Annotated in this window: 17 protein-coding genes; all 17 read left to right on the plus strand. The window is 71.1% G+C overall.

From position 1 onward, the window contains the following. Positions 1-17 precede the first annotated feature (17 nt). The 17 genes from AB3X07_RS11730 to AB3X07_RS11810 all read left to right on the plus strand — a co-directional run bounded on the left by AB3X07_RS11730 (position 18) and on the right by AB3X07_RS11810 (position 23,015). Positions 18-2,966 (plus strand): diguanylate cyclase, encoded by a 2,949-nt coding sequence (locus tag AB3X07_RS11730; RefSeq protein WP_369938794.1) that lies wholly within the window; start codon positions 18-20, stop codon positions 2,964-2,966. A 168-nt stretch (positions 2,967-3,134) separates the two neighbouring features. Further along, on the plus strand, positions 3,135-6,053 hold the full coding sequence (locus AB3X07_RS11735; RefSeq protein WP_369938795.1) for a diguanylate cyclase: 2,919 nt from the start codon (positions 3,135-3,137) through the stop codon (positions 6,051-6,053). A gap of 293 nt (positions 6,054-6,346) precedes the next feature. Next, positions 6,347-7,477: a flagellar biosynthesis protein FlhB gene (gene flhB / locus AB3X07_RS11740; RefSeq protein ID WP_369938796.1), complete on the plus strand. Its 1,131-nt coding sequence runs from the start codon at positions 6,347-6,349 to the stop codon at positions 7,475-7,477. After that, the gene (gene flhA / locus AB3X07_RS11745) at positions 7,474-9,558 is read left to right on the plus strand and encodes a flagellar biosynthesis protein FlhA (protein WP_369938797.1); all 2,085 of its coding nucleotides are present in this window, start codon (positions 7,474-7,476) and stop codon (positions 9,556-9,558) included. Before flhB ends, flhA begins: the two co-directional genes overlap by 4 nt. A gap of 170 nt (positions 9,559-9,728) precedes the next feature. After that, on the plus strand, positions 9,729-11,381 hold the full coding sequence (flhF, locus tag AB3X07_RS11750) for a flagellar biosynthesis protein FlhF (protein WP_369938798.1): 1,653 nt from the start codon (positions 9,729-9,731) through the stop codon (positions 11,379-11,381). Further along, the gene (locus AB3X07_RS11755; RefSeq protein WP_369938799.1) at positions 11,368-12,252 is read left to right on the plus strand and encodes a MinD/ParA family ATP-binding protein; all 885 of its coding nucleotides are present in this window, start codon (positions 11,368-11,370) and stop codon (positions 12,250-12,252) included. The genes flhF and AB3X07_RS11755 overlap by 14 nt, the downstream gene beginning before the upstream one ends. Then, a complete protein-coding gene (locus AB3X07_RS11760) occupies positions 12,249-12,998 on the plus strand; it encodes an RNA polymerase sigma factor FliA (protein ID WP_145708117.1) in 750 nt (249 codons plus the stop codon). The genes AB3X07_RS11755 and AB3X07_RS11760 overlap by 4 nt, the downstream gene beginning before the upstream one ends. Positions 12,999-13,015: 17 nt before the next feature. Continuing rightward, positions 13,016-13,408: a chemotaxis response regulator CheY gene (gene cheY / locus AB3X07_RS11765; RefSeq protein ID WP_010341542.1), complete on the plus strand. Its 393-nt coding sequence runs from the start codon at positions 13,016-13,018 to the stop codon at positions 13,406-13,408. Then, a complete protein-coding gene (locus tag AB3X07_RS11770; RefSeq protein WP_369938800.1) occupies positions 13,409-14,020 on the plus strand; it encodes a protein phosphatase CheZ in 612 nt (203 codons plus the stop codon). A 4-nt stretch (positions 14,021-14,024) separates the two neighbouring features. Beyond that, positions 14,025-15,761 carry a chemotaxis protein CheA gene (locus tag AB3X07_RS11775; protein WP_369938801.1) on the plus strand — a complete coding sequence of 579 codons (1,737 nt, stop codon included), beginning with the start codon at positions 14,025-14,027 and terminating at the stop codon, positions 15,759-15,761. Positions 15,762-16,109: 348 nt separating this feature from the next. Beyond that, positions 16,110-16,850 (plus strand): flagellar motor protein, encoded by a 741-nt coding sequence (locus tag AB3X07_RS11780; RefSeq protein ID WP_369938802.1) that lies wholly within the window; start codon positions 16,110-16,112, stop codon positions 16,848-16,850. Positions 16,851-16,859: 9 nt separating this feature from the next. Continuing rightward, the gene (motD, locus tag AB3X07_RS11785) at positions 16,860-17,828 is read left to right on the plus strand and encodes a flagellar motor protein MotD (RefSeq protein ID WP_369938803.1); all 969 of its coding nucleotides are present in this window, start codon (positions 16,860-16,862) and stop codon (positions 17,826-17,828) included. A 12-nt stretch (positions 17,829-17,840) separates the two neighbouring features. After that, complete coding sequence (locus tag AB3X07_RS11790; RefSeq protein WP_369938804.1) at positions 17,841-18,629, plus strand: ParA family protein; 789 nt, start codon at positions 17,841-17,843, stop codon at positions 18,627-18,629. Next, positions 18,626-20,077 carry a chemotaxis protein CheW gene (locus AB3X07_RS11795; protein WP_369938805.1) on the plus strand — a complete coding sequence of 484 codons (1,452 nt, stop codon included), beginning with the start codon at positions 18,626-18,628 and terminating at the stop codon, positions 20,075-20,077. The genes AB3X07_RS11790 and AB3X07_RS11795 overlap by 4 nt, the downstream gene beginning before the upstream one ends. Positions 20,078-20,312: 235 nt before the next feature. After that, on the plus strand, positions 20,313-20,621 hold the full coding sequence (locus tag AB3X07_RS11800; protein ID WP_369938806.1) for an STAS domain-containing protein: 309 nt from the start codon (positions 20,313-20,315) through the stop codon (positions 20,619-20,621). Beyond that, complete coding sequence (locus AB3X07_RS11805; protein WP_369938807.1) at positions 20,618-20,983, plus strand: response regulator; 366 nt, start codon at positions 20,618-20,620, stop codon at positions 20,981-20,983. Before AB3X07_RS11800 ends, AB3X07_RS11805 begins: the two co-directional genes overlap by 4 nt. A gap of 34 nt (positions 20,984-21,017) precedes the next feature. Next, positions 21,018-23,015, plus strand: coding sequence for a chemotaxis protein CheA (locus AB3X07_RS11810; protein WP_369938808.1), 1,998 nt, complete (start codon positions 21,018-21,020; stop codon positions 23,013-23,015). Positions 23,016-23,271 lie beyond the last annotated feature (256 nt).

Consider the following 23,271-nt stretch of genomic DNA (forward strand, 5'->3'; position numbering starts at 1 on the left):
ACGCTACAGTCATCGCCGTGCCGATCAGCCACCCGCCGCCGTCGCCCTCCCCGTCGCGCGGCATCGCGCGGCGGCTCGCCGCGCTGCTCGCGCTGTGCGTGTGCGCGGCCGGTGCGCTGGCGCAGGAGTACAGCTTCCGCGACTACGCGCAGTCCGACGGCCTGCAGGGCCTGAGCATCAACTGCCTGTACGCCGATCGCCACGACGTGGTGTGGGCCTGCACCGAACTGGGCCTGCACCGCTACGAGCGCGAGCGCTTCGAGCAGGTCGGCGCCGACACCGGCCTCAATAGCCCGCTGATCCACGCCATCGCCGAGGATCACCGGCAGCGCATGTGGGTCGGCGCCTCCAATGCGCTGTACGTCGGCGATGGCCGCCGCTTCACCGCGGTGACCGGCGCCGACGGCCGGCGCATTCCGATCGGCCAGGGCAGCGCGCTGGCCCTGCGCGGCGAGGAGTTGATCGCGCTCAGCGACAAGCGGCTGTTGCGCATCGGCGCCGACGCTGGCGGCCGCTGGCAGGTGGCGCCGTTGCGCAGCGCCGACGGCGCGGCGCTGGCCGAGATCTCCAGCGTCACCGCGATCGGCGGCACGCTGTGGCTGGGCTGCGGCCGGCAACTGTGCCGGCTCGACGCGCAGGGCCGGCTGCGCCGCTTCGGCGCCGCCGACGGCGTGCCCGAGGACCGCTGGGTGTCGCTGCTGCGCGGCCGCGACGGCACGCTGTGGGCGCGCGGCGTGCACCATGTGCTGGCCTGGCCGGCGGGCGCGGGCGGGTTCGCCGAACGCCCGCCGCCGCCGGGCAGCGCGTTGTCCACCCTGGCGGTGGGCATCAACCTGGTCGAGGACACCGCCGGCCGCGTGCTGACCCGCAGCGATGGCGGCCTGTTGCGCTGGGAAGGCGATCGCTGGCGCGCCTTCGAGGGCAGCCAGGGCCTGGGCGCGCTGGCGCCCAACATCTGTTCGGTGCTCAGCGACCGCCACGGCCGGCTGTGGATGGGCACCCGCGGCCGCGGCGTGCAGCGCTGGATCGGCTATGGCGTGATCCAGCACTGGGAGGAGCCGCAGGGACTGGCGACCGGGCCGACCTGGTCGATCCTGCGCAGCCGCGGCGATGGCCGCCTGTACGTCGGCAGCGAAATGGGCGCCAACGTGCTCGACCCCGCCAGCGGCCGCATGCGCCCGCTGACCGATGACGCCGGGCAGGCGCTACGCCAGGCCGTGCAACTGGCCGACGACGCCGACGGCACCCTGTGGCTGGGCCAGTCCTCCGGCCGCGTGCTGCGCCTGGACCGCGCCAGCGGCCGCATGCAGGAGATGACCAGGGTGCCCATGTCGCTGCAGCGGATGTTCTTCGACGCCGCCGGCACGCTGTGGCTGCTGACCGGCCGCGGCGTGTTCCTGCTGGCGCCGGGCGAACGCGTCGCGCAGCCGGCGCGCGACCTGCCGGCCGACCACTTCAACGGCGCCGGCTACGACCCCCGCGGGCGCCTGTGGCTGCTCGGCGACCGTGGCCTGTACCTGCGCCAGGCGCAGGGCTGGCAACCGATCCGCCTGCGCGGCGCGCTGCCGGATGCGGATCTGGACAAGTTCACGATCGACGCCGACAACGACGCCTGGCTGTCGTTCGGCGACGTCGGCGTGTGGCGTGGCCGCTTCGATCCGGGCAGCGCCAGCCTGGACCTGCGCAAGGTCGACGATCCGCTGCTGAACCGGATCGTGCCCTACGTGCTGCGCCAGGACCGGCAGCGACGGGTGTGGGTCGGCAGTAGCCAGGGTTTGGACCTGTGGGCGAACGGGCGCTGGATCCGCGTCACCCAGGCCGAAGGCCTGCTGTGGGACGACACCTCCGAGTCGGCGTTCTTCGAGGACGCCGACGGCTCGGTGTGGATCGGCAACAGCAAGGGCGTGAGCCAGGTGCTGGACCCGGCGCGGCTGTTCGCGCCGCGGCCGTTGCGGCTGCAGCTGCTGCGCGCCACCCGCGCCGGCCGTGCGGTCACTAACGGCGCGCAGTTGCCGTGGTCGCAGCAGCCGATCGAGATCGCCTTCGCCGTGCCCGGCGCGGTCGGCGGCAACGACACCCTCACCTTCCGCTACCGCCTGGAAGGCCTGCAGGAGCAATGGGCCGGCACCGAGCAGGAGCACCTGACCTACACCCTGCTCTCGCCGGGCCGCTACGCGCTGGAGGTGCAGGCGCTGGACGAACGCCAGCGCGCACGCAGCAAGGTGGCGCGGCTGGAATTCCAGGTGCTGCCGCCGTGGTGGCGCAGCCCGCTGGCATGGATGGTCTACGCCTTGGCCGCGGCACTGCTGGTGACCGCGGTGTGGCGCTGGCGGGTCAAGCACCTGCTGTCGCGCGAACGCACCCTGGCGCGGCTGGTCGCCGAGCGCACCCGCGAACTGGAACACGACAAGCGCGAACTGGAGGTCGCCCGCGCCGCGCTGGCGCTGAAGGCGGTGCGCGACGATCTCACCGGCCTGCTCAACCGCGTCGGCATCCTCGACGCGCTGGCCACGCAGATGCAGCGCAGCCGCGACGACGGCAGCCCGCTGGCGGTGGCGATGATCGACCTGGACCACTTCAAGCACATCAACGACCTGCACGGCCATCTGGTCGGCGATGCGGTGCTGGCCCGGGTCGGCCGGCGCATGAACGCCAATCTGCGCGGCGCCGACCTGATCGGCCGCTACGGCGGCGAGGAACTGCTGGCGGTGCTGCCGGGCCTGGCGCCGTCGGCGCACGCCCGGCTGTACGCGCTGCACCAGGTGATCGGCGCCACGCCGTTCCTCACCGACGCCGGTGTGCTGGAGGTCACCGCCTCGATCGGCGTGGCCTGGTACCGTCCGGGCGAGAGCGTGCAACAGTTGCTCAGCCGCGCCGACGACGCGCTGTACCGGGCCAAGCATGGCGGCCGCAACCGGGTCGAACTGCATCTGGATCCGGTCCCCGGGGACGCGGTGCGACAGTAGCCGGCGACGGCTCAAGCGCACGCCTGGCGCGGCCGATACAGCACACCATCGGCTGCGTCGCCGGTGCTGGCGCGTGCGCCGACACGGGCCGCCGCCTCCCTTCCCGACCGCCGCTTCCGCCTGGACACCCGCCGCACGCCATGTCCGCCTCTCCGCCAATTCCCGCCCATGACCGTCGCGGCATCCGCGCCGGCTGAGGCAAGGCGCCCGCGGCGCGGTCGCGCACGCGCCGCCGCGCTGCTGTGGCTGGGCCTGGCGCTGGGCGGCGCGGTGCAGGCGCAATCGATTCCGCTGCGCCGCTACGCGCACGACCAGGGTCTGCTCGGCCTGGCCGACACCTGCCTGCTGCAGACCGGCAACGGCAGCCTCTGGGTCTGCACCGAAAGCGGCCTGTACCGCTTCAACGGGCATCGTTTCGAGCAGGTTCCGTTGCAGGACCAGCGCGGCCACATCGTCAGCGCCGTGGCCGAGGACGCCGAGCGGCGCCTGTGGGTGACGACCTTCGATGCGGTCTACGTCGGCGACGGCAACCGCATGCGGCAACTCGGCACCGATGAAACCGGGCCGCTGCGCAAGAACACCTTGCGCCTGGCCACGCCGCGCTGGGGCACGGTGCTGCTCAACGGCCAGCAGGCGCTGCGCGCGGTCCCCACCGCCGGGGGGCGCTGGCGGCTGCAGCCGCTGTTCGACGCGGCGACCCTGGCGCGCCTGCCGCAGTTGCGCCGGATCGTCGCGGTCCAGGCCGAGGCGGACACGCTCTGGCTCGGCTGCGGCGAGGAACTGTGCCGGGTCGCCGCCGACGGCGCGGTCGCGGTGTACGGCCAGGCCCAGGGCCTGCCGCGCGACCGCTGGCGCCGCCTCGTGCGCGACCGCGAGGGCGCGCTGTGGCTGCGCGGCGAGCACCACCTGATGCGTCTGCCCGCCGCCGCCGCGCGCTTCGTCGCGCAGGCCCCGCCGGACAGCGTCGCCCAGGAAAAGCTGGTCGCGCGCGCGCAATTGGCGCTCGATCCGCAGGGGCGCGTGCTGATCCCCACCGCACAGGGCCTGGCGCGCTGGGAACACGACCGCTGGCGGCAGTTCGGCCGCGGCAACGGCCTGCCGGACGGCGGCATCGTCGCGCTGCTGTTCGACCGCGCCGGCGATCTGTGGATGAGCGTGGACGGCGAAGGCGTGGTGCGCTGGGACGGCTACGGCTGGATCGAGAACTGGGACGCCAGCCAGGGCATGAGCACCGCGCCGACCTGGAGCATCCAGCGCCAGGACCCGACCACGCTGCTGATCGGCAACGAAGGCGGGATCAACCGCCAGCGCGGCGCCGACCAGCCGTTCCGGCCCTGGCTGGCCGACGCCGGCGCGCAGATCGTCGGCTTGCAGGTCGCCGCGGACGGATCGGTGTGGAGCGTCGGGTCGCTGGGCGAACTGCACCACCACGACCGCGACGGCCGGCTGCTGCGCCGCTATCCGCGCCTGGGCAGCACGGTCAAGCGCCTGTTCGTGGACGACGCGGGACGGCTCTGGCTGCTCGCCGTGGACGGCGTGTACCTGCTGCAGCAGCCGCAATCCGATGCCGTGCCGCGGCGGGTGGAGGCATTGCCGGGCGGCGAGTATTCCGACATCCAGCAGCGCCGCGACGGCAGCCTGTGGGTCGCCGGCGCGGCCGGCGTGTTCCGCCTGCGCGGCAGCGCCTGGACACCGATCCGGTTGCTGGTCGACGGCACCTCCACGCAGTCGTGGGTGAGCAAGCTGCTGATCCAGGACGACGACCAGGTCTGGGCCGCGCTGTACCACCCGGGCGTGTGGCGGGGCCGGCTCGACGGCGACACCCTGCGCTTGCAGCGCACCGACCAGCCGCAGCTGCAGGAGCTGCAGATCTACCTGTTGCGGCGCACCGGCAACGGCTGGGTCTGGATCGGCCACAACCAGGGCCTGGACATCTACGACGGGCGCCGCTGGTCGCGCCTGACCCAGTCGCAGGGCCTGCTGTGGGACGACACCTCCGAATCGGCCTTCTTCGAGGACCGCGACGGCTCGGTGTGGATCGGCAACAGCAAGGGCGTCAGCCACGTGCTGGCGCCGCAGCGCCTGTTCCAGGGCCGCGCACCGTCGCTGACGCTGGACGAGTTCACCCGCGGCGGCCATCCGATCGCCGCCGGCGCGCGCCTGCCCTGGAACAACGAGCCGCTGCACATCGAAGTGGGCGCGCCGGACCTGTACGACGACCGCAACCGGGTCTCGTTCCGCTACCGCTTCGAAGGGGTCCACACCCGCTGGATCCACACGCCCAACTTCGAGATCGACCACCCGCCGCTGCCGCCCGGCAACTACGTGTTCGAGATCCAGTTGCTCGACGCCTACCGGCGCAGCGCCTCGGCACCGACCCGGGTGGCGTTCACGGTGGCGCCGGTGTGGTGGCGCAGCGTGCCGATGCTGACGCTGTATGCCCTGCTGTGCAGCGTGGCGGCGATGGCGGCCCTGCATTGGCGCGAACGCCGCCTGCACCGGCGCCAGCGCGAGCTGGCCGACCTGGTCGCGCTGCGCACCCAGGAACTGGAATACGACAAGCGCGAACTGGAGATCGCCCGCGCCGCGCTGGCGGTGAAGGCCACCCACGATGCGCTGACCGGCCTGCTCAATCGCGCCGGCATCCTCGAGGCGCTGGCCGCGCAGATGCAGCGCGCCCAGGTCGAGCGGCAGCCGCTGGCGGTGGCGATGATCGACCTGGACCACTTCAAGCGCATCAACGACGTGCACGGCCACCTGACCGGCGACGCGGTGCTGGTCAAGGTCGCCCTGCACCTGACCGCCAGCCTGCGCGGTTCGGACCAGATCGGCCGCTACGGCGGCGAGGAACTGCTGGGCGTGCTGCCCGGCCTGCCGATCCCCTCGCACGAGCGGCTGCAGCACCTGCGCGCGGCGATCGCCGGCCAGCCGCTGCAGATCGGCGACCTGGCGCTGGCGGTCACCGCCTCGATCGGCGTGGCCTGGTACCGGCCGGGCGAGAGCCTGCAGCAATTGCTGGCGCGTGCCGACGAGGCCCTGTACCGGGCCAAGCACCTGGGCCGCAACCGGGTCGAACTGCAGCGCTGACGCGCGGCGCCCTCCCTTGTATTCGCGGCCGGCCCGCTGGGGGCACTGTGGGAAGGACTGCAGTCCCGACGGCCTCCGAAGCCGGTGCGCTGGACGGCTTCGTTCGTCGCGGCTGAAGCCGCTCCTACAGGGACTCGCGGCCAGCCTGCCGGCTGCCGGGGTCCGCCGCCGGGCCGGGCCGCGGCATCGCTGCCGCCGTGCCGTGGGCCGCCGCCGCGCAGGCAGTGTCGACGGAACGGAACGGTCCTTGCAGGAGGCTGGGTCGACTCCCCTGCCCGGCCCTGCCCACTGCCATGTCCGAAAGCGAAGACGGCGGCGAACGCACAGAACAACCTACCGAAAAACGCCTGCGCGAGGCGCGCGAGCAGGGCAACATCCCCCAGTCGCGCGAACTGGCGACGGCGGCGGTGTTCAGCGCCGGCATCTTCGCGCTGATGGGCATGTCCGGCTCGTTGACCGCTGGCGCGGTCAGCTGGATGAAGGGCGCGCTGCGCCCGGACCCGCGCCTGCACGACAACCCGGACGCGCTGTTCGGCTATTTCGGCGAGCTGCTGCTGGGGCTGCTATGGGTGACGCTGCCGCTGGTCGGCATCTGCCTGGCCGCCGGCTTCGTCGCCCCGCTGCTGATGGGCAGCCTGCGCTTCTCCGGCAGCGCGCTGGTGCCCAAGCTCGACCGGCTCAACCCGATGGCCGGGCTGACCCGGCTGTACGGCCCGGAAAGCCTGGCCGAACTGTTCAAGTCGATGCTGCGCATGGGCTTCGTCGGCGGTGCCGCCGCCCTGTGCATCTCCAACAACGTGGACGGCCTGCGCAGCCTGATGCGGCAGCCGCTGGAGACCGCCATCGGCGACGGCCTGGGCTTCACCCTGCGCCTGCTGCTGTACACCGCCGGCGCGCTGGCGCTGCTGGCGGCGATCGACGCGCCGTACCAGAAGTGGAACCACACCCGCAAACTGAAGATGACCCGCGACGAAGTGCGCCGGGAAATGAAGGAAAGCGAGGGCAGCCCGGAGGTCAAGGGCCGCATCCGGCAGATGCAGATGCAGCTGTCGCAGCGGCGGATGATGGAGGCGGTGCCCAGCGCCGACGTGGTGCTGGTCAACCCGACCCACTACGCGGTGGCGCTGAAATACGAGGGCGGGCGCATGCGCGCGCCGACCGTGGTCGCAAAGGGCGTGGACGAGGTGGCCTTCCGGATCCGCGAGATCGGCGAACAGCACCGCGTCGCAGTGGTGTCTGCGCCACCTTTGGCACGCGCCTTGTATCGGGAAGGCGAACTCGGCAAGGAAATTCCCGTGAGACTGTATTCGGCGGTGGCGCAGATCCTCTCCTACGTGTACCAGCTGCGCGCCTGGCGCAGCGGGCCGATGCCGCCGTTGCCGCCGCTGGAGGTCGATGAATTCGCCCCGGGGAGCCAGCCATGAGCCAACCCGCCGCGCAGATGAACACGCGCAAGATGATGGACATGATCAAGCACGGGCTCGGCGCCCCGCTGATCGTGATGGCGATGCTGGCGATGGTGGTGGTGCCGCTGGCCGCGCCGGTGCTGGACGCCCTGTTCACCTTCAACATCGCCATCTCGCTGATGGTGCTGCTGGCGGTGGTGTACGTGAAGCGGCCGCTGGAGTTCAGCATCTTCCCGATCGTGCTGCTGATGACCACGATGCTGCGCCTGGCGCTGAACGTGGCCTCCACCCGCGTGATCCTGATCAACGGCCAGGACGGCCACGGCGCCGCCGGCAAGGTGATCGAGGCCTTCGGCCAGTTCGTGATCGGCGGCAACTACGCGGTCGGCATCGTGGTGTTCGCGATCCTGACCATCATCAACTTCGTGGTCATCACCAAGGGCGCCGGGCGCGTGTCGGAAGTGACCGCGCGCTTCATCCTCGACGCCATGCCCGGCAAGCAGATGGCGATCGACGCCGACCTCAACGCCGGCCTGCTGACCCGCGAGGAAGCCAAGCTGCGCCGCGAGGAAGTGCGCGAGGAAGCGGACTTCTACGGCTCGATGGATGGCGCCAGCAAGTTCATCCGCGGCGATGCCATCGCCGGCATCCTGATCCTGTTCATCAACTTGATCGGCGGCATGGCGGTCGGCGTCCTGCAGCACGGCATGCCGGTGGCGCAGGCCGCGTCCACCTATACGCTGCTGTCGATCGGCGACGGCCTGGTCGCGCAGTTGCCGGCGCTGCTGGTGTCCTCGGCGGTGGCGATGCTGGTCACCCGCGCCTCGCGCTCGCAGGACATGGGCGCCTCGATGATGGGCCAGGTGTTCGGCCAGCACAAAGCGCTGGCGGTGGCCGCGGCGATCCTGGGCCTGGTCGGCCTGGTCCCGGGCATGCCCAACGTCGCTTTCTTGACGCTGGCGCTGATCCTGGGCCTGCTGGCCTGGAAGATGTGGAAGCGCAGCCTGCTGCCGGAAGAGGCCAAGCCCGACCCGGCGCAACAGGCCGCCACGGCCGGCGCCCAGGCCAATGCCGAGCTGGGCTGGGACGAACTGCGCCCGATCGACCCGCTGGGCCTGGAGGTCGGCTACCGGCTGATCCCGCTGGTGGACAAGGCCCAGGGCGGCGAACTGATGGCGCGGATCAAGGGCGTGCGCCGCAAGCTCACCCAGGACATCGGCTTCCTGATCCCGCCGGTGCACATCCGCGACAACCTGGAACTGCCGGCCAACGCCTACCGCCTGTTGGTGCACGGCGTGCCGGTGGCCACCGCCGACATCCATCCGGACCGCGAACTGGCGCTGGACCCGGGTGGCGCGCTGGGCAAGATCGACGGCATTCCCGGCAAGGACCCCGCCTTCGGCCTGGACGCGATCTGGATCCAGCCGCACCAGCGCGCCCAGGCCGAGACCATGGGCTACACCGTGGTCGACCCGGCCACGGTGATCGCCACCCACTTGTCGCACCTGATCCGCGAACACGCCCCGGAACTGCTCGGCCACGAGGAAGTGCAGCAACTGCTGGCCACCCTGGGCAAGAGCGCGCCCAAGCTGGTCGAGGACCTCACCCCGAAGGCGCTGCCGCTGTCGGTGGTGGTGCGCGTGCTGCAGAACCTGCTGATCGAGAAGATCCCGGTGCGGCAGCTGCGCAAGATCGTCGAGGCCCTGGTCGAGCACGCCCCGCAGAGTCAGGAACCCGGCGCGCTCACCGCCGCGGTGCGCAACGCGCTGGGCCGGTTCATCGTCCAGGAAATCGCGGGTATGTCCGCCGAACTGCCGGTGTTCACCCTGGCCCCGCAATTGGAACGTGTCTTGCAGGACTCTACGCAAGGCAACGGTGCCGCACTGGAACCCGGCCTGGCCGAGCGACTGCACCAGAGCCTGGCCGAGTGCGTTGGCAAGCAGGAGGCGCGCAACGAGCCGGCGGTGGTGCTGGTGCCGGCGCAGGTCCGCGCGGCCCTGGCCAGGCTGGTCCGCCACAGCGTCCCCTCGCTGTCGGTCCTGTCCTACAGCGAGGTGCCGGAAGACAAGCGGCTGAAGCTGGTCGGGACGATTAGCTGAGGTGCGGGGAATCGGGAATCGGGAATGGGGAAGCGCAACAGCGTTCCCACAGCGGAGAGAGCAATGAGTAAGAACACCACAACCCAAGCACGGCATCGCGGCCCACCAGACGGCAGCGCAGGCGCCCCATCCATTCCCCATTCCCGATTCCCCATTCCCGGCCTCCACCCATGAAGATCAAACGCTTCGTAGCTCCCGACATGCGCACCGCGTTCCGCATGGTGCGCGACGAGCACGGTCCGGATGCGGTGATCCTGTCCAACCGTCGGACCGACGAGGGCATCGAGATCGTCGCCGCCAGCAACTACGACGAGGCGCTGGTGCAGCAGGCGCTGGACGCGGTGCGTCCGGACGAGACCGCGCGGCTGCCGGTGTCGGCCGCCAACCCGGCGCCGCGCCCGGCCAAGGCTTCGGCCAATCCGGCGATGGCGATGATGGCCGCGATCAGCCAGCGCCGCGCCCCGGCCGCCGGCCAGGCGAACCCGGCGCCCGCGGCGCAGGCCGCGCCGGCGCGGCCGCTGACCCAGCCGGCCGCGATCGCCGCCTCGGCGATGCCCGCCGGCACCGCGCCCGCGCCGAGCCGCCCCGCCGCCCCGAGCCGTCCGGCCGCTGCGCCGCCCGCCCCGGTGGCCGACACCGCCCCGTTCGCCGAATTCCGCATTCCCGAAGACGTGTTCCGCAACGCGCCGATCAGCGTGCCGATGCCCAGCCCGTTCGCCGCCCCGGCCGTGCCCGCCAGCGCCGCCGCCGCGGTGCCGGCCTGGCTCGAGGACATCGCCGCGGTGGCGCTGACTCCGACCGCCGCTCCCGCCGCCCCGGCGCCGGCCGCCGCGGCCGCGCCGCAGGCCGCCGCGAGCGCCGGGATCCCGACGGCGCCGGCGCTGGCGCCGGTGCCGAGCTTCCCGGCCGCGCAGAACGACGAACAATTGACTCAGCTGCGCGACGAACTGGCGCTGATGCGGCAGATGATCGAGCGCGAGATGAACCGCCTCACCGATGAACGTCTGCGCGGCTCGCCGGTGCGTGCCCAGGCGCTGGAGCTGATGGACGACTACGGCTTCGACAGCGGCATCACCCGCGACGTGGTCATGCAGATCCCCGCCGACCTGGAGCTGCACCGCGGCCGCGGGCTGATGCTGGGCCTGCTGTCCAAGCGCCTGCCGATCGCCGCGCTGGACCCGCTCGAGGAAGGCGGGGTGATCGCCCTGATCGGCCCCACCGGCGCCGGCAAGACCACCACCATCGCCAAGCTGGCCTCGCGCTTCCTGGAGCGCCACGCCGCCCGCGACGTGGCCCTGGTCACCACCGACACGGTCCGCGTCGGCGGCCGCGAACAGCTGCACAGCTACGGCCGCCAGCTCGGCATCGCCGTGCACGAGGCCGACAGCGACGCCGCCCTGCAGCAGCTGCTGGAGCGCCTGCGCGACTACAAGCTGGTGCTGATCGACACCGCCGGCATGGGCCAGCGCGACCGCGCCCTGGTCGCGCAGTTGCACTGGCTGCGCGCCTCGCGAGTGGTCCGGTCCTTGCTAGTACTCCCTGCCAATGCCCATTTCTCCGACCTGGACGAGGTGGTGCGCCGGTTCGCCGGCGCCGATCCGCAGGGGGTGATCTTGACCAAGCTGGATGAAACCGGGCGGTTTGGCAGTGCCCTGTCGGTGGTCGCGGACCACCGGCTTCCCATCACCTGGGTGACCGATGGTCAGCGCGTGCCGGACGACCTGCACCGCGCCAACGCCGCCAGCCTGGTATTGCGCCTTGAAGATTTGCGGCGCGCTGCCGATAAGCCCTGTACTCCGGAGCAGACCCATGCCGTCGCGTGATTACGTCAACCTGACCAATGCCTTCCCCCTGTCGGCAACGCGCAGCGAGCCGCTGGGCCCGGTGCGCACCATCGCCGTGACCGGCGGCAAGGGCGGCGTCGGCAAGACCAACATCTCGGTCAACCTGTCCATGGCGCTGGCCGACATGGGCAAGCGCACCCTGCTGCTGGACGCCGACCTCGGCCTGGCCAACGTCGACGTGCTACTCGGGCTGACCCCCAAGTTCACCCTCGCCGACCTGGTCGCCGGGCGCTGCACCCTGGAAGAGGTGCTGATCGACATGCCCAACGGCCTGATGGTGGTGCCCGCCGCCTCCGGCCGCCGGCACATGGCCGAACTGCCGCCGGCGCAGCACGTCGGCCTGGTCAACGTGTTCTCCGAGCTGCAGCGCGAGCTCGACGTGATGATCATCGACACCGCAGCCGGCATCACCGACAGCGTGCTGACCTTCTGCCAGGCCGCGCAGGACGCGGTGGTGGTGGTCTGCGACGAACCGGCCTCGATCACGGACGCCTACGCCCTGATCAAGGTGCTCTCGCGCGAACGCGGCGTGGACCGGGTGCAGATCGTGGCCAACATGGTCCGCGACCTCAACGAAGGCCGCCTGCTGTACGACAAGCTGAGCCGGGTGTGCGAGAAGTTCCTCGGCGACGTGTCGCTGAACTACCTGGGCTGCGTGCCGCAGGACGACTGGCTGCGCCTGTCGGTGCAGCGCCAGCAGCCGGTGGTCAAGGCCTACCCGTCCAGCCCGTCGGCGCAGGCGATCGCCGAGATCGCCCGCCGCACCGCGCGCTGGCAGGCCCCGACCGCGCCGCGCGGCAACGTCGAGTTCTTCGTCGAACGGATCATCCAGCGGGGGGTCGCCGCATGAACGCCGCCGCCCAGTACCGCGCCGTGCAGCGCAACAGCGCCAACGACTACATCACCCAGCATTCGGACCTGGTGCGGCGCATCGCCCACCACCTGGCGGCGCGGCTGCCGGCCAGCGTCGAGATCGACGACCTGATCCAGGCCGGCATGATCGGCCTGATCGAGGCCTCGCGCAGCTACGATGCCGACCAGGGCGCCTCGTTCGAGACCTACGCCTCGATCCGCATCCGCGGCTCGATGATCGACGAGATCCGCCGCGGCGACTGGGTGCCGCGCTCGGTGCACCGCCGCGCCCGCGACGCCGCCTCGGCGATCCGCAAGATCGAGCAGAGCACCGGCCGCGCCGCCGCCGCCAACGAAGTGGCCGCGGCGATGGACATGCCGCTTCCCGAATACCTGCGCTTGATGGAAGATGCCGCACGCGGCCAGGTGCTGAGCCTGGAGTCGCGGGTCGAGGACCATGGCGAACTGGACACCATCGCCAAGGGCGGCCCCAATCCGCAGCAGATGCTGGAACGCAGCGAATTCGGCCGCGAGCTGGGCAAGGCGATCGCGCAGTTGCCCGAACGCGAGCAGCTGGTGCTGTCGCTGTACTACGAGCAGGAACTGAACCTGAAGGAAATCGGCGCGGTGCTCGGTGTCAGCGAGTCGCGCGTGTGCCAGATCCACGGCCAGGCCACGGTCCGGTTGCGCGGGCGCCTCAAGGCGTTCGAAGCGGCCGACGCCGGCCTGGAAGACGAAGAATAAGACCCAAGGAGTAAGCGGTGAACAAGAACATGCGGATTTTGATCGTGGACGATTTCTCGACGATGCGACGCATCGTCAAGAATCTGCTCGGCGATCTGGGCTTCACCAACACCGCCGAGGCCGAAGACGGCAACAGCGCCCTCGCCGCGCTGCGCTCGGCACCGTTCGAGTTCGTGGTCACCGACTGGAACATGCCCGGCATGACCGGCATCGACCTGCTGCGCAACATCCGCGCCGACGACAAGCTCAAGCACCTGCCGGTGCTGATGGTGACCGCCGAGGCCAAGCGCGAGCAGATCATCGAGGCCGCGCAGTGCGGCGTGAACGGCTACATCATCAAGCCGTTCACCGCGCAGACGCTGCAGGAGAAGCTGGGCAAGATCTTCGAACGTCTGGGAGCGACCGCCTAAATGGAAGCCACCGCCGAACGTACCGCCCTGATCGAACGCCTGCAAGGCGCCCTGGACGCGCTGGAGAACGGCGACGAGGCCGGCTGGCGCAGGGAGATCGACACCCTCGCCGCCTGGCGCACGCGACCGATGATGCAGGGCCTGAGCCGGCTCGCCCGCGACCTGGGCCAGGCGCTCGGCGAACTGCCGGTGGTGCCCAGCGAGGCCGGCGAACTGGACGACGCCTGCTCGCGCCTGGACCACGTGGTGGAGATGACCGAACAGGCCAGCCACCGCACCCTGGACCTGGCCGAGGAATGCCGCGCGCTGGCCAACCAGCTCAGCGCCGGCGGCCTCAGCGGCGACCAGAGCGAGATCCTCGACAAGATCCGCCACAACCTCACCGAGATGGCCCTGGCGCAGAGCTTCCAGGACCTGACCGGGCAGATCATCCGCCGCGTCGCCACCATCGTGCGCCGCGTGCACGAAGGCTTCGGCGCGCTGGGACTGCCGCCGAAGGACGACAACAAGAAGGCCGACGGCGGCCTGGCCGGCCCCGCGCTGGCCGGACTGGACCGTCACGGCGTGTCGCAGAACGACGCCGACGACCTTTTGTCAGGACTGGGACTGTAATTTTATGAGCGCCGTACCCGACGACATCGCTGCCGACTTCATCATCGAGGCCCAGGAGATCCTGGACCGGCTCGGCGAGCAATTGGTGTCGCTGGAGCAGGCGCCCGAGGACAGCGGCCAGCTCAACGCGGTGTTCCGCGGCTTCCACACGCTCAAGGGCGGCGCCGGCTTCCTGGCGATCACCCCGATGGTGGAGCTGTGCCACGCCGCCGAGGACACCCTCGGCCAGGCCCGCGCCGGCCAGGCCACCCTGCAGGCACGGCACTTCGACGCCGCGCAGCAGTCGCTGGACTACCTGCAGTCGATGCTCGACGCGTTCGGCAGCGGCAACGAACCGCCGCGCGCGCCGGCGTCGCTGATCGCGCAGTTCGCCACCAGCGGCGAAGAGACGGCGGTGGTGGCGGCCAAGCCCGCCGCCGCGCCGGCCAAGGCCGCGGGCGCCGGCGACGACCTGATCGACGACGACGAATTCGAGGCGCTGCTGGACCAGTTGCATGGCGACGCGCCGCCCGCGGCCACGCCGCAGGCGCTGCAGCCGCCGCCGCGCGCGCCCAGCGCCGCGCCCAAGGCGGCCGCCGCGCCGGCCAAGGCCGCCGAACCCGAACACACCGTGCGCGTGGACACCAAGCGCCTGGACGCGATCGTGAACCTGATCGGCGAACTGGTGCTGTCGCGCAACCGGCTCAAGACCCTGCGCGTGCGCCTGCGCGACGAGGAACTGGACCGCGCGGTCAGCAGCCTGGACATCGCCACCGCGCGCCTGCAGTCGGCGGTGATGCGCACGCGCATGCAGCCGGTCGGCAAGGTGTTCTCGCGCTTTCCCAAGGTGGCGCGCGACGTCGCCCGCTCGCTCAACAAGGAAGTGGACCTGGAACTGGTCGGCGCCGAGACCGAACTGGACCGCAACCTGGTCGAGGCCCTGGCCGACCCGCTGGTGCACCTGGTGCGCAACGCGATCGACCACGGCATCGAGACCCCGGCGCTGCGCGAGGCCACCGGCAAGCCGCGCGGCGGCCACGTGCGCCTGTCGGCGCAGCAGGAAGGCGACTACGTCAGCATCGAGGTGCAGGACGACGGCGCCGGCATCGATCCGGAGCGGCTGCGCGCCAAGGCCCGCGAGAAGGGCCTGATCGATCCCGAGGCCGCCGCGCGCCTGACCACCGAGGAATGCCTGCACCTGGTGTTCCTGCCCGGCTTCTCGACCAAGTCCGAAGTCACCGACATCTCCGGCCGCGGCGTCGGCATGGACGTGGTGCAGTCGCGGATCCGCGAACTCAGCGGGCAGATCCAGATCCAGTCGGAACTGGGCCGCGGCAGCCGCTTCCTGATCCGCGTGCCGCTGACCCTGGCGATCCTGCCGACCCTGCTGGTGCAGGCCGGCGACACCGTCTACGCGCTGCCGCTGGCGCGCGTGGTCGAGGTGCTGCACGCCCCGCGCCGCTCGCTGGGCTGGTTCGACGGCCGTGCCGTGCTCGACCGGCAGTCGCACACCCTGCCGCTGGTGGACCTGCGCCAGTGGCTCAACATCGACGCCCCGCAACTGCCGCTGCTCACCGTGGTGGTGCTGCAGGCCGGCGAATCGCGCATGGGCCTGGTCGTGGACCAGGTCCGTGGCCGCGAGGAAGTGGTGATCAAACCCCTGCCGCGCGCCCTGCGCGGCCTGCCCGGCTACGCCGGCGCGACCCTGATCGGCGACGGCCGCCTGGCGTTGATCCTGGATGTGGATGGCTTGAAGGCCTGAAAGGCCGGGATTGGGGAATGGGGATTGGGGAATCGTAGGAGCCGCATCCCTGGCGCCTTGTTTCCCCTGTAGGAGCGGCTTCAGCCGCGACGCGGTGAGGCTGGAAATCGGGAATCGGGAATCGCAACAGCGGCTCCCGCTCTCCTCGTACCGCTTCAGACCTTCGCGCGCGCGCTTTTGCGATTCCCTATTCCCCAATCCCGCTTCCCGGCTTCACGGCTGCTGAGCTGTTCCTCCGACCAGCCGAGCCGCTATCGGCGCTCGCGCTTCTGCGATTCCCCATTCCCCAATCCCCATTCCCGGCCCCAAGGCCATCAAGTCCCAAGCCCCCTGGCCGATACCTCCTGCATGGACAAACTCAGTCTCATCGGTCTGCTGTTGGCGATCGCCTCGCTGGTCGGCGGCAGCATCCTCAAGGGCGCCGGCATTTCGGCGCTGTGGTCGCCGGCCGCGTTCGTGATCGTGATCGTCGGCACCGTCGCCGCGATCCTGGTGCACACGCCGCCGGCGGTGTTCCGGCGCGCCTTCCAGATCGCCAAGTGGATCCTGCATCCGCCGGCCAGCAACCGGCAGGAACTGCTGCAGCAGATCGTGGAGTGGAGCAACATCGCCCGCCGCCAGGGCCTGCTCGGCCTGGAAGGCCAGGTCCAGCACCAGCACGACCCGTTCGTGCGCAAGGGCCTGCAGATGCTGGTGGACGGCGTGGAGCCGGAATCGATCCGGCACATGCTCGAGATCGACCTGGAAGGCCAGGAACACTGCGACCTGGCCGCGGCCAAGGTGTTCGAGGGCATGGGCATCTATGCGCCGACGCTGGGCATCATCGGCGCGGTGCTGGGCCTGATCGCGGTGATGAAGAACCTGGCCGACCCGAGCAAGCTCGGCCACGGCATCGCCGCCGCGTTCACCGCCACCATCTACGGCATCGCCTCGGCCAACCTGCTGTTCCTGCCGATGGCCAGCAAGCTCAAGAGCGTGATCAAGCACAGCAGCGGCGAGCGCGAAATGATCATCGAGGGGCTCATCGCCATCGCCCAGGGCGAGAACCCGCGCAACATCGAATCGAAATTGGCCGGCTTCTTGCATTGACCGGACACTATGGCACGCAAGCGTCCCCACGAAGATCACGTCAACCATGAGGCATGGGCGATCCCCTACGCCGATCTGATGACGTTGCTGCTCGCCTTCTTCGTGGTGATGTATGCCTTGTCCACGGTCAACGAGGCCAAGTACCGGGTCATGGCCGACGCGATGAGCACCGCCTTCGGCGGCGCGCCGCGGACCGTGAGTCCGGTGCAGGTCGGCGACCACCTGATGCAGGGCCAGGGTGGCGAACGGCCGACTCCGATCAAGTCCAGCCCGGCGCTGTCGCTGCCCGACGCGAACCGGCTGCCGTCGGCCTCGCCGTTGCGCGCCAGCGGCGCGCTGCGCGACGAGGACCAGTTGCGGCGCGCGCAGCGCCAGCTCGACGGCATCGCCGACCGGCTCGGCGCGGCGTTGGCGCCGCTGATCCAGAAGAAGCTGATCAGCGTGCGCCACGCCGGCCTGTGGATCGAGGTGGAGATCAACAGCGACATCCTGTTCGGCTCCGGCTCGGCGACGCTGGACCAGAGCGCGCGCGCCACCCTGACCCAACTGGCCCAGGTGCTGGTGCCGGTGCCCAACGGGGTGCGCGTGGAGGGCTATACCGACAACACGCCGATCGCCACCTTGCAGTTCCCCTCCAACTGGGAACTGTCGGCGGCGCGCGCGGCCAGCGTGGTGCACCTGTTCGCCGACCAGGGCCTGCAGCCCTCGCGGCTGTCGATGATCGGCTATGGCGAATTCCGCCCGCGCGCCGACAACGACAGCCAGGCCGGCCGCAACGCCAACCGCCGCGTGGTGCTGGTGATCCTGGCCGACGCCGGCGACACCGATCCGAACGACGTCGAGACCGGGCGCAATGCGGCGCCGGTGGTCGCGACCGGCGCGCCGGCGGCCCAAGACCGATCCAGCGACGCCGGCACCGCGCCGGCGCCTCCGACCCACCCCGCCGGCGCGTCCCGCGCCGTACCTGCTGTGAATTGAAGGAGTGAACTGATGCGCATCTGGGCGATTGCCAACCAGAAAGGCGGCGTGGGCAAGACCACGACCACGCTGGCGCTGGGCCGTGGCCTGGCCATGCTCGGCCATCGGGTGCTGATGCTGGATCTCGATCCGCACGCCTCGCTGACCCGCGCCTTCGACGTTCCGCAGGAACCGCCGCCGAGCGGCGTGCTCGACCTGTTCTCGACCCCGCCGGGCGACCTGGCCACGCTGGCCCGCGCCACCGCCATCGAGCGCCTCGGCTACGTCTGCGGGCAGACCGCGCTGGCCACGCTGGAGCGGCGCAGCGCCAACCAGCCCGGGCTCGGCCTGGCGCTGCAGCAGGCGATGACGCGGCATGCCGGCCAGCACGACTACATCCTGCTCGACTGCCCGCCGACCCTGGGCCTGCTGATGATCAACGCGCTGGCCGCGGCCGACCGCGTGATCATCCCGACCCAGGCCGAGCCGCTGGCGCTGCATGGCCTGGCCAGCATGGTCCGCACCGTGGACATGGTCGAGCGCTCGCGCCGCCGTCCGCTGCCCGCCTCGATCCTGCCGACCCTGTTCGACAAGCGCACCCGCGCCGGCAACGACACCCTGCGGCAGATGCAGGACGCCTACGGCGAGCGGGTCTGGGAAGACGCGATCCCGGTCGACACCAAGATCTGCAACGTCAAGGCATTGACGGTCGCCGGCATTCCCGGCGACTACCCCGGCCGCGGCCTGGCCGCGTACCGCCGTGCGCTGGAATGGCTGATCGCCAGCGACGCCGCGCCGATGCAGCAGGAGCAGGCGGCATGAGCACGCCCGGGGTCATCGACGACTATCTGGAAGGCCTGTTGCACGACGTGATCGCCGAGGAGCGCAACGCCGAGCGGCAGGCGTCGTCGGCGGCCGTGGCCGAGGCGCCGCCGGTCGCCGCGGCGGACGCTGCCGCTGCGGCCGGTCCGACCCCGGAGCAGATCGCCGCCAAGGTTCTGGCCGAGGCCGACGCCGATCCGGCCCTGGCCGGCATCATGTCGCAGCAGGCACTGGCACCGACGCCGGCTGGCCCGACGCCGGAAGAGATCGCCGCCGCCGTGCTGGCCGAAGCCGACTCCGATCCGGCCCTGGCCGGGATCATGTCGCAACAGGCACTGGCACCCAAGCCAGTTGGCCCGACCCCGGAAGAGATCGCCGCCGCCGTGTTGGCCGAAGCCGACTCCGATCCGGCCCTGGCCGGGATCATGTCGCAACAGGCACCGGCCCCCGCGCCGGCTGGCCCGACGCCGGAAGAGATCGCCGCCGCCGTGCTGGCCGAAGCCGATTCCGATCCGGCCCTGGCCGGGATCATGTCGCAGCAGGCACTGGCACCCGCGCCCGCTGGTCCGACGCCGGAAGAAATCGCCGCCGCCGTGCTGGCCGAAGCCGATTCCGATCCGGCCCTGGCCGGCATCATGTCGCAACAGGCGCTGGCGCCCGCGCCGGCTGGTCCGACGCCGGAAGAAATCGCCGCCGCCGTGCTCGCCGAAGCCGATTCCGATCCGGCCCTGGCCGGCATCATGTCGCAGCAGGCGCCGTCCGACGCCGAGCGCCAGGCCGATCTGGACGCGGTCGCGGCGATGGAAATGCAACGCGCCGCCGCGCCGCCGCGCGATCTGGCCGCCGAGGACGATGCCGCCGCGGCGCGCGCGGTCAAGCGCCCGCCGATGGCGGTGCCGCCGGAACGCCGCGTCGAGGCCGAGCGCGCGCAGGCCGCCGGCGGCGCGCGGCTGCCGCCCAATCTGCAGTCGTTCATGGCGCCGAGCGCGGCTCCCGAAGCCTCCGCGCACCAGCGCCGCGCGCCGGACCGCAGCACCCGCTGGCTGCGCCTGCGCTGCGGCGAACAGGCCTATGCGCTGGAACTGCTGAAGGTTCAGGAAGTGGTGCTGCCGGTGCCGTTGCTGGCGCTGCGCGGCACCCCGCCGGCGATGCTGGGGATCATGAACCTGCGTGGCCAGGTGGTGCCGGTGATCGACCTGGGCATCCACCTGGGCGCCGCGCCGATCGAGATGGACATGCTGACCCGGGTGGTGGTGCTGGAAGAGAACGGCGAGACCCTGGGCCTGCGCGTGTCCGCGGTCGAGGACGTGGCCAGCCTCACCGACCAGCAGATCGAGCCGCCCGACAACGCCCGCATCTGCCGCATCTCCAACCACCTGTTCCGCGGCGTGGCGCGCCTGGCGCAGCAGCCGATGATCCTGCTCGACGCCGAGCAACTGCTGCACTGATCCGCCGTCGCCGCACCGCCCGGCCCGCGTCGCGGGCCGGCGCGCCGGCGACCGAGACACCCGGCAGCGCCGCCGTCCCGCGGCGCCCGCCAGCGGTGGCGGCCCGCCGCCCGCGTTGCGCAGCACGGCCGCCAGCCGCGGCGACTGCCAACCACACCGCACTTTCCCGATGCGCCGCTAAAGCTTCCCGCGCATTGGCCGTTATCTGCGATAGAACCATTCGTGCGGAGCAACGATGAGCACAGTCACCCTAGGCGAGGATCTCGGCATCGAGACCAGCGCCGACCTGAAACAACGCCTGACCCCGTTCCTGGCGTCGGACGGCGAACTGCGACTGGACGCCGGCGAGGTCCGCCGCATCCACACCGCGTCCGTGCAGGTGCTGTGCGCATTCGTCGACGCCCGCCGCCAGGACGGCAAACGCACCGTCTTCGATGCCTGCAACGACACGTTCCGCGACGCGGCACGCCTACTGGGGGTCAGCGAATCGCTGGGCCTTCCCGCAACCCCTGACAACCTGAAATCTGTGGAGAACGCCGCATGAGCGCACGTATCTTGGTGGTGGACGATTCGGCGTCGATGCGCCAGATGGTCGCCTTCGCCCTCACCTCGGCCGGCTTTGCCGTCGAAGAAGCCGAAGACGGCGCGGTCGCGCTGGGCCGCGCCAAGGGCCAGCGCTTCAACGCGGTGGTGACCGACGTCAACATGCCGAACATGGACGGCATCACCCTGATCCGCGAACTGCGGCAGCTGCCTGACTACAAGTTCACGCCGATGCTGATGCTGACCACCGAGTCGGCGGCGGAGAAGAAGTCCGAAGGCAAGGCCGCCGGCGCCACCGGCTGGCTGGTCAAGCCGTTCAATCCCGAACAGCTGATCGCCACCGTCCAGAAAGTCCTGGGCTGATTCCCTTCCCTTCCTTTTTCCGGATTCCCCGCCCATGAGCATGGACCTGCAACGTTTCCACGCCACCTTCTTCGAGGAGAGCCGCGAAGGGCTGGACGCGATGGAAGCCGGACTGCTGTCGCTGGAAGAAGGCAACCGCGATCCCGAAGTGATCAACTCGGTGTTCCGCGCCGCGCACTCGATCAAGGGCGGCGCCGCCACCTTCGGCTTCGAGGCGATGGCCGGCCTCACCCACGTGCTGGAGACGCTGCTCGACGAGTGGCGCGCCGGCAAGCGCGAAGTGGAAGGGCATGCGATCGATGCGATCCTGGGCTCGGTGGACGTGCTGCGCGCGCTGCTGCGCGAAGCCGAGCACGGCACCCCGGCCGACCCGGTCGCGGTCCAGGCCGTGCACGAGCGCCTGCAGCTGGCCTTGAACGGCACCGCCGCCGCGCCCGTCGCGACCCCGGCCGCCAACCAGTCGGCCGAACCGGAAGCCTGGCAGATCGGCTTCACCCCGGCGCCGTCGCTGTTCATGAGCGGCAACGACCCGCTGCGCATCATCCGCGAACTCGAACACCTCGGCCCGCTGCAGGTCGCCTGCCGCACCGGCCGCCTGCCCGGCTTCAACGACATGGACCCGCTGGAGGCCTACCTGGCCTGGGACCTGGGCCTGGTCGGCAAGATCCCGCGCAGCGCGATCGAAGACACCTTCGCCTGGGTCATCGACGACTGCGAGCTGGACATCCGTGCGGTGCCGCCGCCGAGCCTGGCCAGCGCGCCGGCGCCGGTGCTGGCGCAGCCCCCGGCCAGCGCCACCGCCGCCCCGGCCGCCGCCGTCGCCGCCAACGCGCCGGCCGGCAACGCCGCCGCCGCGCACGAAGCGGAAAGCTCGATCCGGGTCAGCGTCGACAAGGTCGATGCGCTGATCAACCTGGTCGGCGAACTGGTCATCACCCAGGCCATGCTCAAGCAGGTCTCCACCGGCCTGGACCAGGCCGTAGCCGAGCGCCTGTTCGCCGGCCTGGACCTGCTCGAACGCAACACCCGCGACCTGCAGGAAGCGGTGATCGGCGTGCGCATGCTGCCGGTGGACGCGGTGTTCCGCCGCTTCCCGCGCCTGGTCCGCGACCTGTCCACCCGCCTCGGCAAGCAGGTGCGCCTACGCACGATTGGCGAGGGCACCGAACTGGACAAGGGCCTGATCGAGAAGATCGCCGATCCGCTGGTGCACCTGGTGCGCAACTCCATCGACCACGGCCTGGAAATGCCCGAGGCGCGCCGCGCCGCCGGCAAGGACGAGACCGGCACCATCACCCTGGCGGCCTCGCACCAGGGCGGGCACATCGTCATCGAAGTCAGCGACGACGGCGCCGGCCTCAACCGCAACCGCATCCTGGCCAAGGCCGCCGAACGCGGCATCGCCGTGCCGGACAACCCGAGCGACGCGCAGGTCTGGGACCTGATCTTCGCCCCGGGCTTCTCCACCGCCGACGCGGTCACCGACCTGTCCGGCCGTGGCGTGGGCATGGACGTGGTCCGTCGCAACATCCAGGGCCTGGGCGGCGAAGTGCAGCTGGAAAGCAACGCCGGCCGCGGCACGCGCGTGCTGATCCGGCTGCCGCTGACCCTGGCGATCCTGGACGGCATGACCGTGTCCGTCGCCGGCGAGACCCTGATCCTGCCGCTGGCCTACGTGCTCGAAGCGCTGCAGCCGCAGCCCGACGACATCCGCACCATGGCCGGCGAAGGCCGCGTGTTGCGGGTCCGCGGCGAGTACCTGCCGATCCTGTCGCTGGCCGATTCCTACGGCTACGGCCGCACCGAACAGGCCGAGCCGCTGGTGGTGGTGGTCGAGGCCGACGGCCAGAAGATCGCGCTGGAAGTGGACGAACTGGTCGGCCAGCAGCAGGTGGTGGTCAAGAACATCGAGAACAACTACCGGCGCATCGGTGGCATCTCCGGCGCCACCATCCTCGGCGACGGCCGCGTCGCGCTGATCGTGGACATCGGCGGATTGGTGCGCGCGCTGAAGGTGCCGCAGGCGGCCTGATCGCTGTCGCCTCGCGGCCACGCGCCGCGCGGCCAGCAACCGTAAACGCCCCGGCAGCGATGCCGGGGCGTTTTGCGTTGGCGGCGCAGGCGCGCGCCGGATCGCGCCGCTCGGCGCCATGCGCTGCTTGCAAGGCGCAGCGCCATGCGACGGCGGACGTGCGCCGCCATGACATGAGTATCGCGCACGCAGGCGACTGGGCGTGCCTGCCGCGCGCACCACATCCGATCGGCGCGTCGCCATGCCACGGCGCGCG

It is taken from the genome of Xanthomonas sp. DAR 35659, from assembly GCF_041242975.1.
GTDB lineage: Bacteria > Pseudomonadota > Gammaproteobacteria > Xanthomonadales > Xanthomonadaceae > Xanthomonas_A > Xanthomonas_A medicagonis.

What these genes read in the sequence shown, in the direction of transcription:
- AB3X07_RS11735 (WP_369938795.1), top strand. Translation starts at nt 3,135, where the DNA reads ATGACCGTCGCGGCATCCGCGCCGGCTGAGGCAAGGCGCCCGCGGCGC.
- flhB (WP_369938796.1), top strand. Translation starts at nt 6,347, where the DNA reads ATGTCCGAAAGCGAAGACGGCGGCGAACGCACAGAACAACCTACCGAA.
- flhA (WP_369938797.1), top strand. Translation starts at nt 7,474, where the DNA reads ATGAGCCAACCCGCCGCGCAGATGAACACGCGCAAGATGATGGACATG.
- flhF (WP_369938798.1), top strand. Translation starts at nt 9,729, where the DNA reads ATGAAGATCAAACGCTTCGTAGCTCCCGACATGCGCACCGCGTTCCGC.
- AB3X07_RS11755 (WP_369938799.1), top strand. Translation starts at nt 11,368, where the DNA reads ATGCCGTCGCGTGATTACGTCAACCTGACCAATGCCTTCCCCCTGTCG.
- AB3X07_RS11760 (WP_145708117.1), top strand. Translation starts at nt 12,249, where the DNA reads ATGAACGCCGCCGCCCAGTACCGCGCCGTGCAGCGCAACAGCGCCAAC.
- AB3X07_RS11770 (WP_369938800.1), top strand. Translation starts at nt 13,409, where the DNA reads ATGGAAGCCACCGCCGAACGTACCGCCCTGATCGAACGCCTGCAAGGC.
- AB3X07_RS11775 (WP_369938801.1), top strand. Translation starts at nt 14,025, where the DNA reads ATGAGCGCCGTACCCGACGACATCGCTGCCGACTTCATCATCGAGGCC.
- AB3X07_RS11780 (WP_369938802.1), top strand. Translation starts at nt 16,110, where the DNA reads ATGGACAAACTCAGTCTCATCGGTCTGCTGTTGGCGATCGCCTCGCTG.
- motD (WP_369938803.1), top strand. Translation starts at nt 16,860, where the DNA reads ATGGCACGCAAGCGTCCCCACGAAGATCACGTCAACCATGAGGCATGG.
- AB3X07_RS11790 (WP_369938804.1), top strand. Translation starts at nt 17,841, where the DNA reads ATGCGCATCTGGGCGATTGCCAACCAGAAAGGCGGCGTGGGCAAGACC.
- AB3X07_RS11795 (WP_369938805.1), top strand. Translation starts at nt 18,626, where the DNA reads ATGAGCACGCCCGGGGTCATCGACGACTATCTGGAAGGCCTGTTGCAC.
- AB3X07_RS11800 (WP_369938806.1), top strand. Translation starts at nt 20,313, where the DNA reads ATGAGCACAGTCACCCTAGGCGAGGATCTCGGCATCGAGACCAGCGCC.
- AB3X07_RS11805 (WP_369938807.1), top strand. Translation starts at nt 20,618, where the DNA reads ATGAGCGCACGTATCTTGGTGGTGGACGATTCGGCGTCGATGCGCCAG.
- AB3X07_RS11810 (WP_369938808.1), top strand. Translation starts at nt 21,018, where the DNA reads ATGAGCATGGACCTGCAACGTTTCCACGCCACCTTCTTCGAGGAGAGC.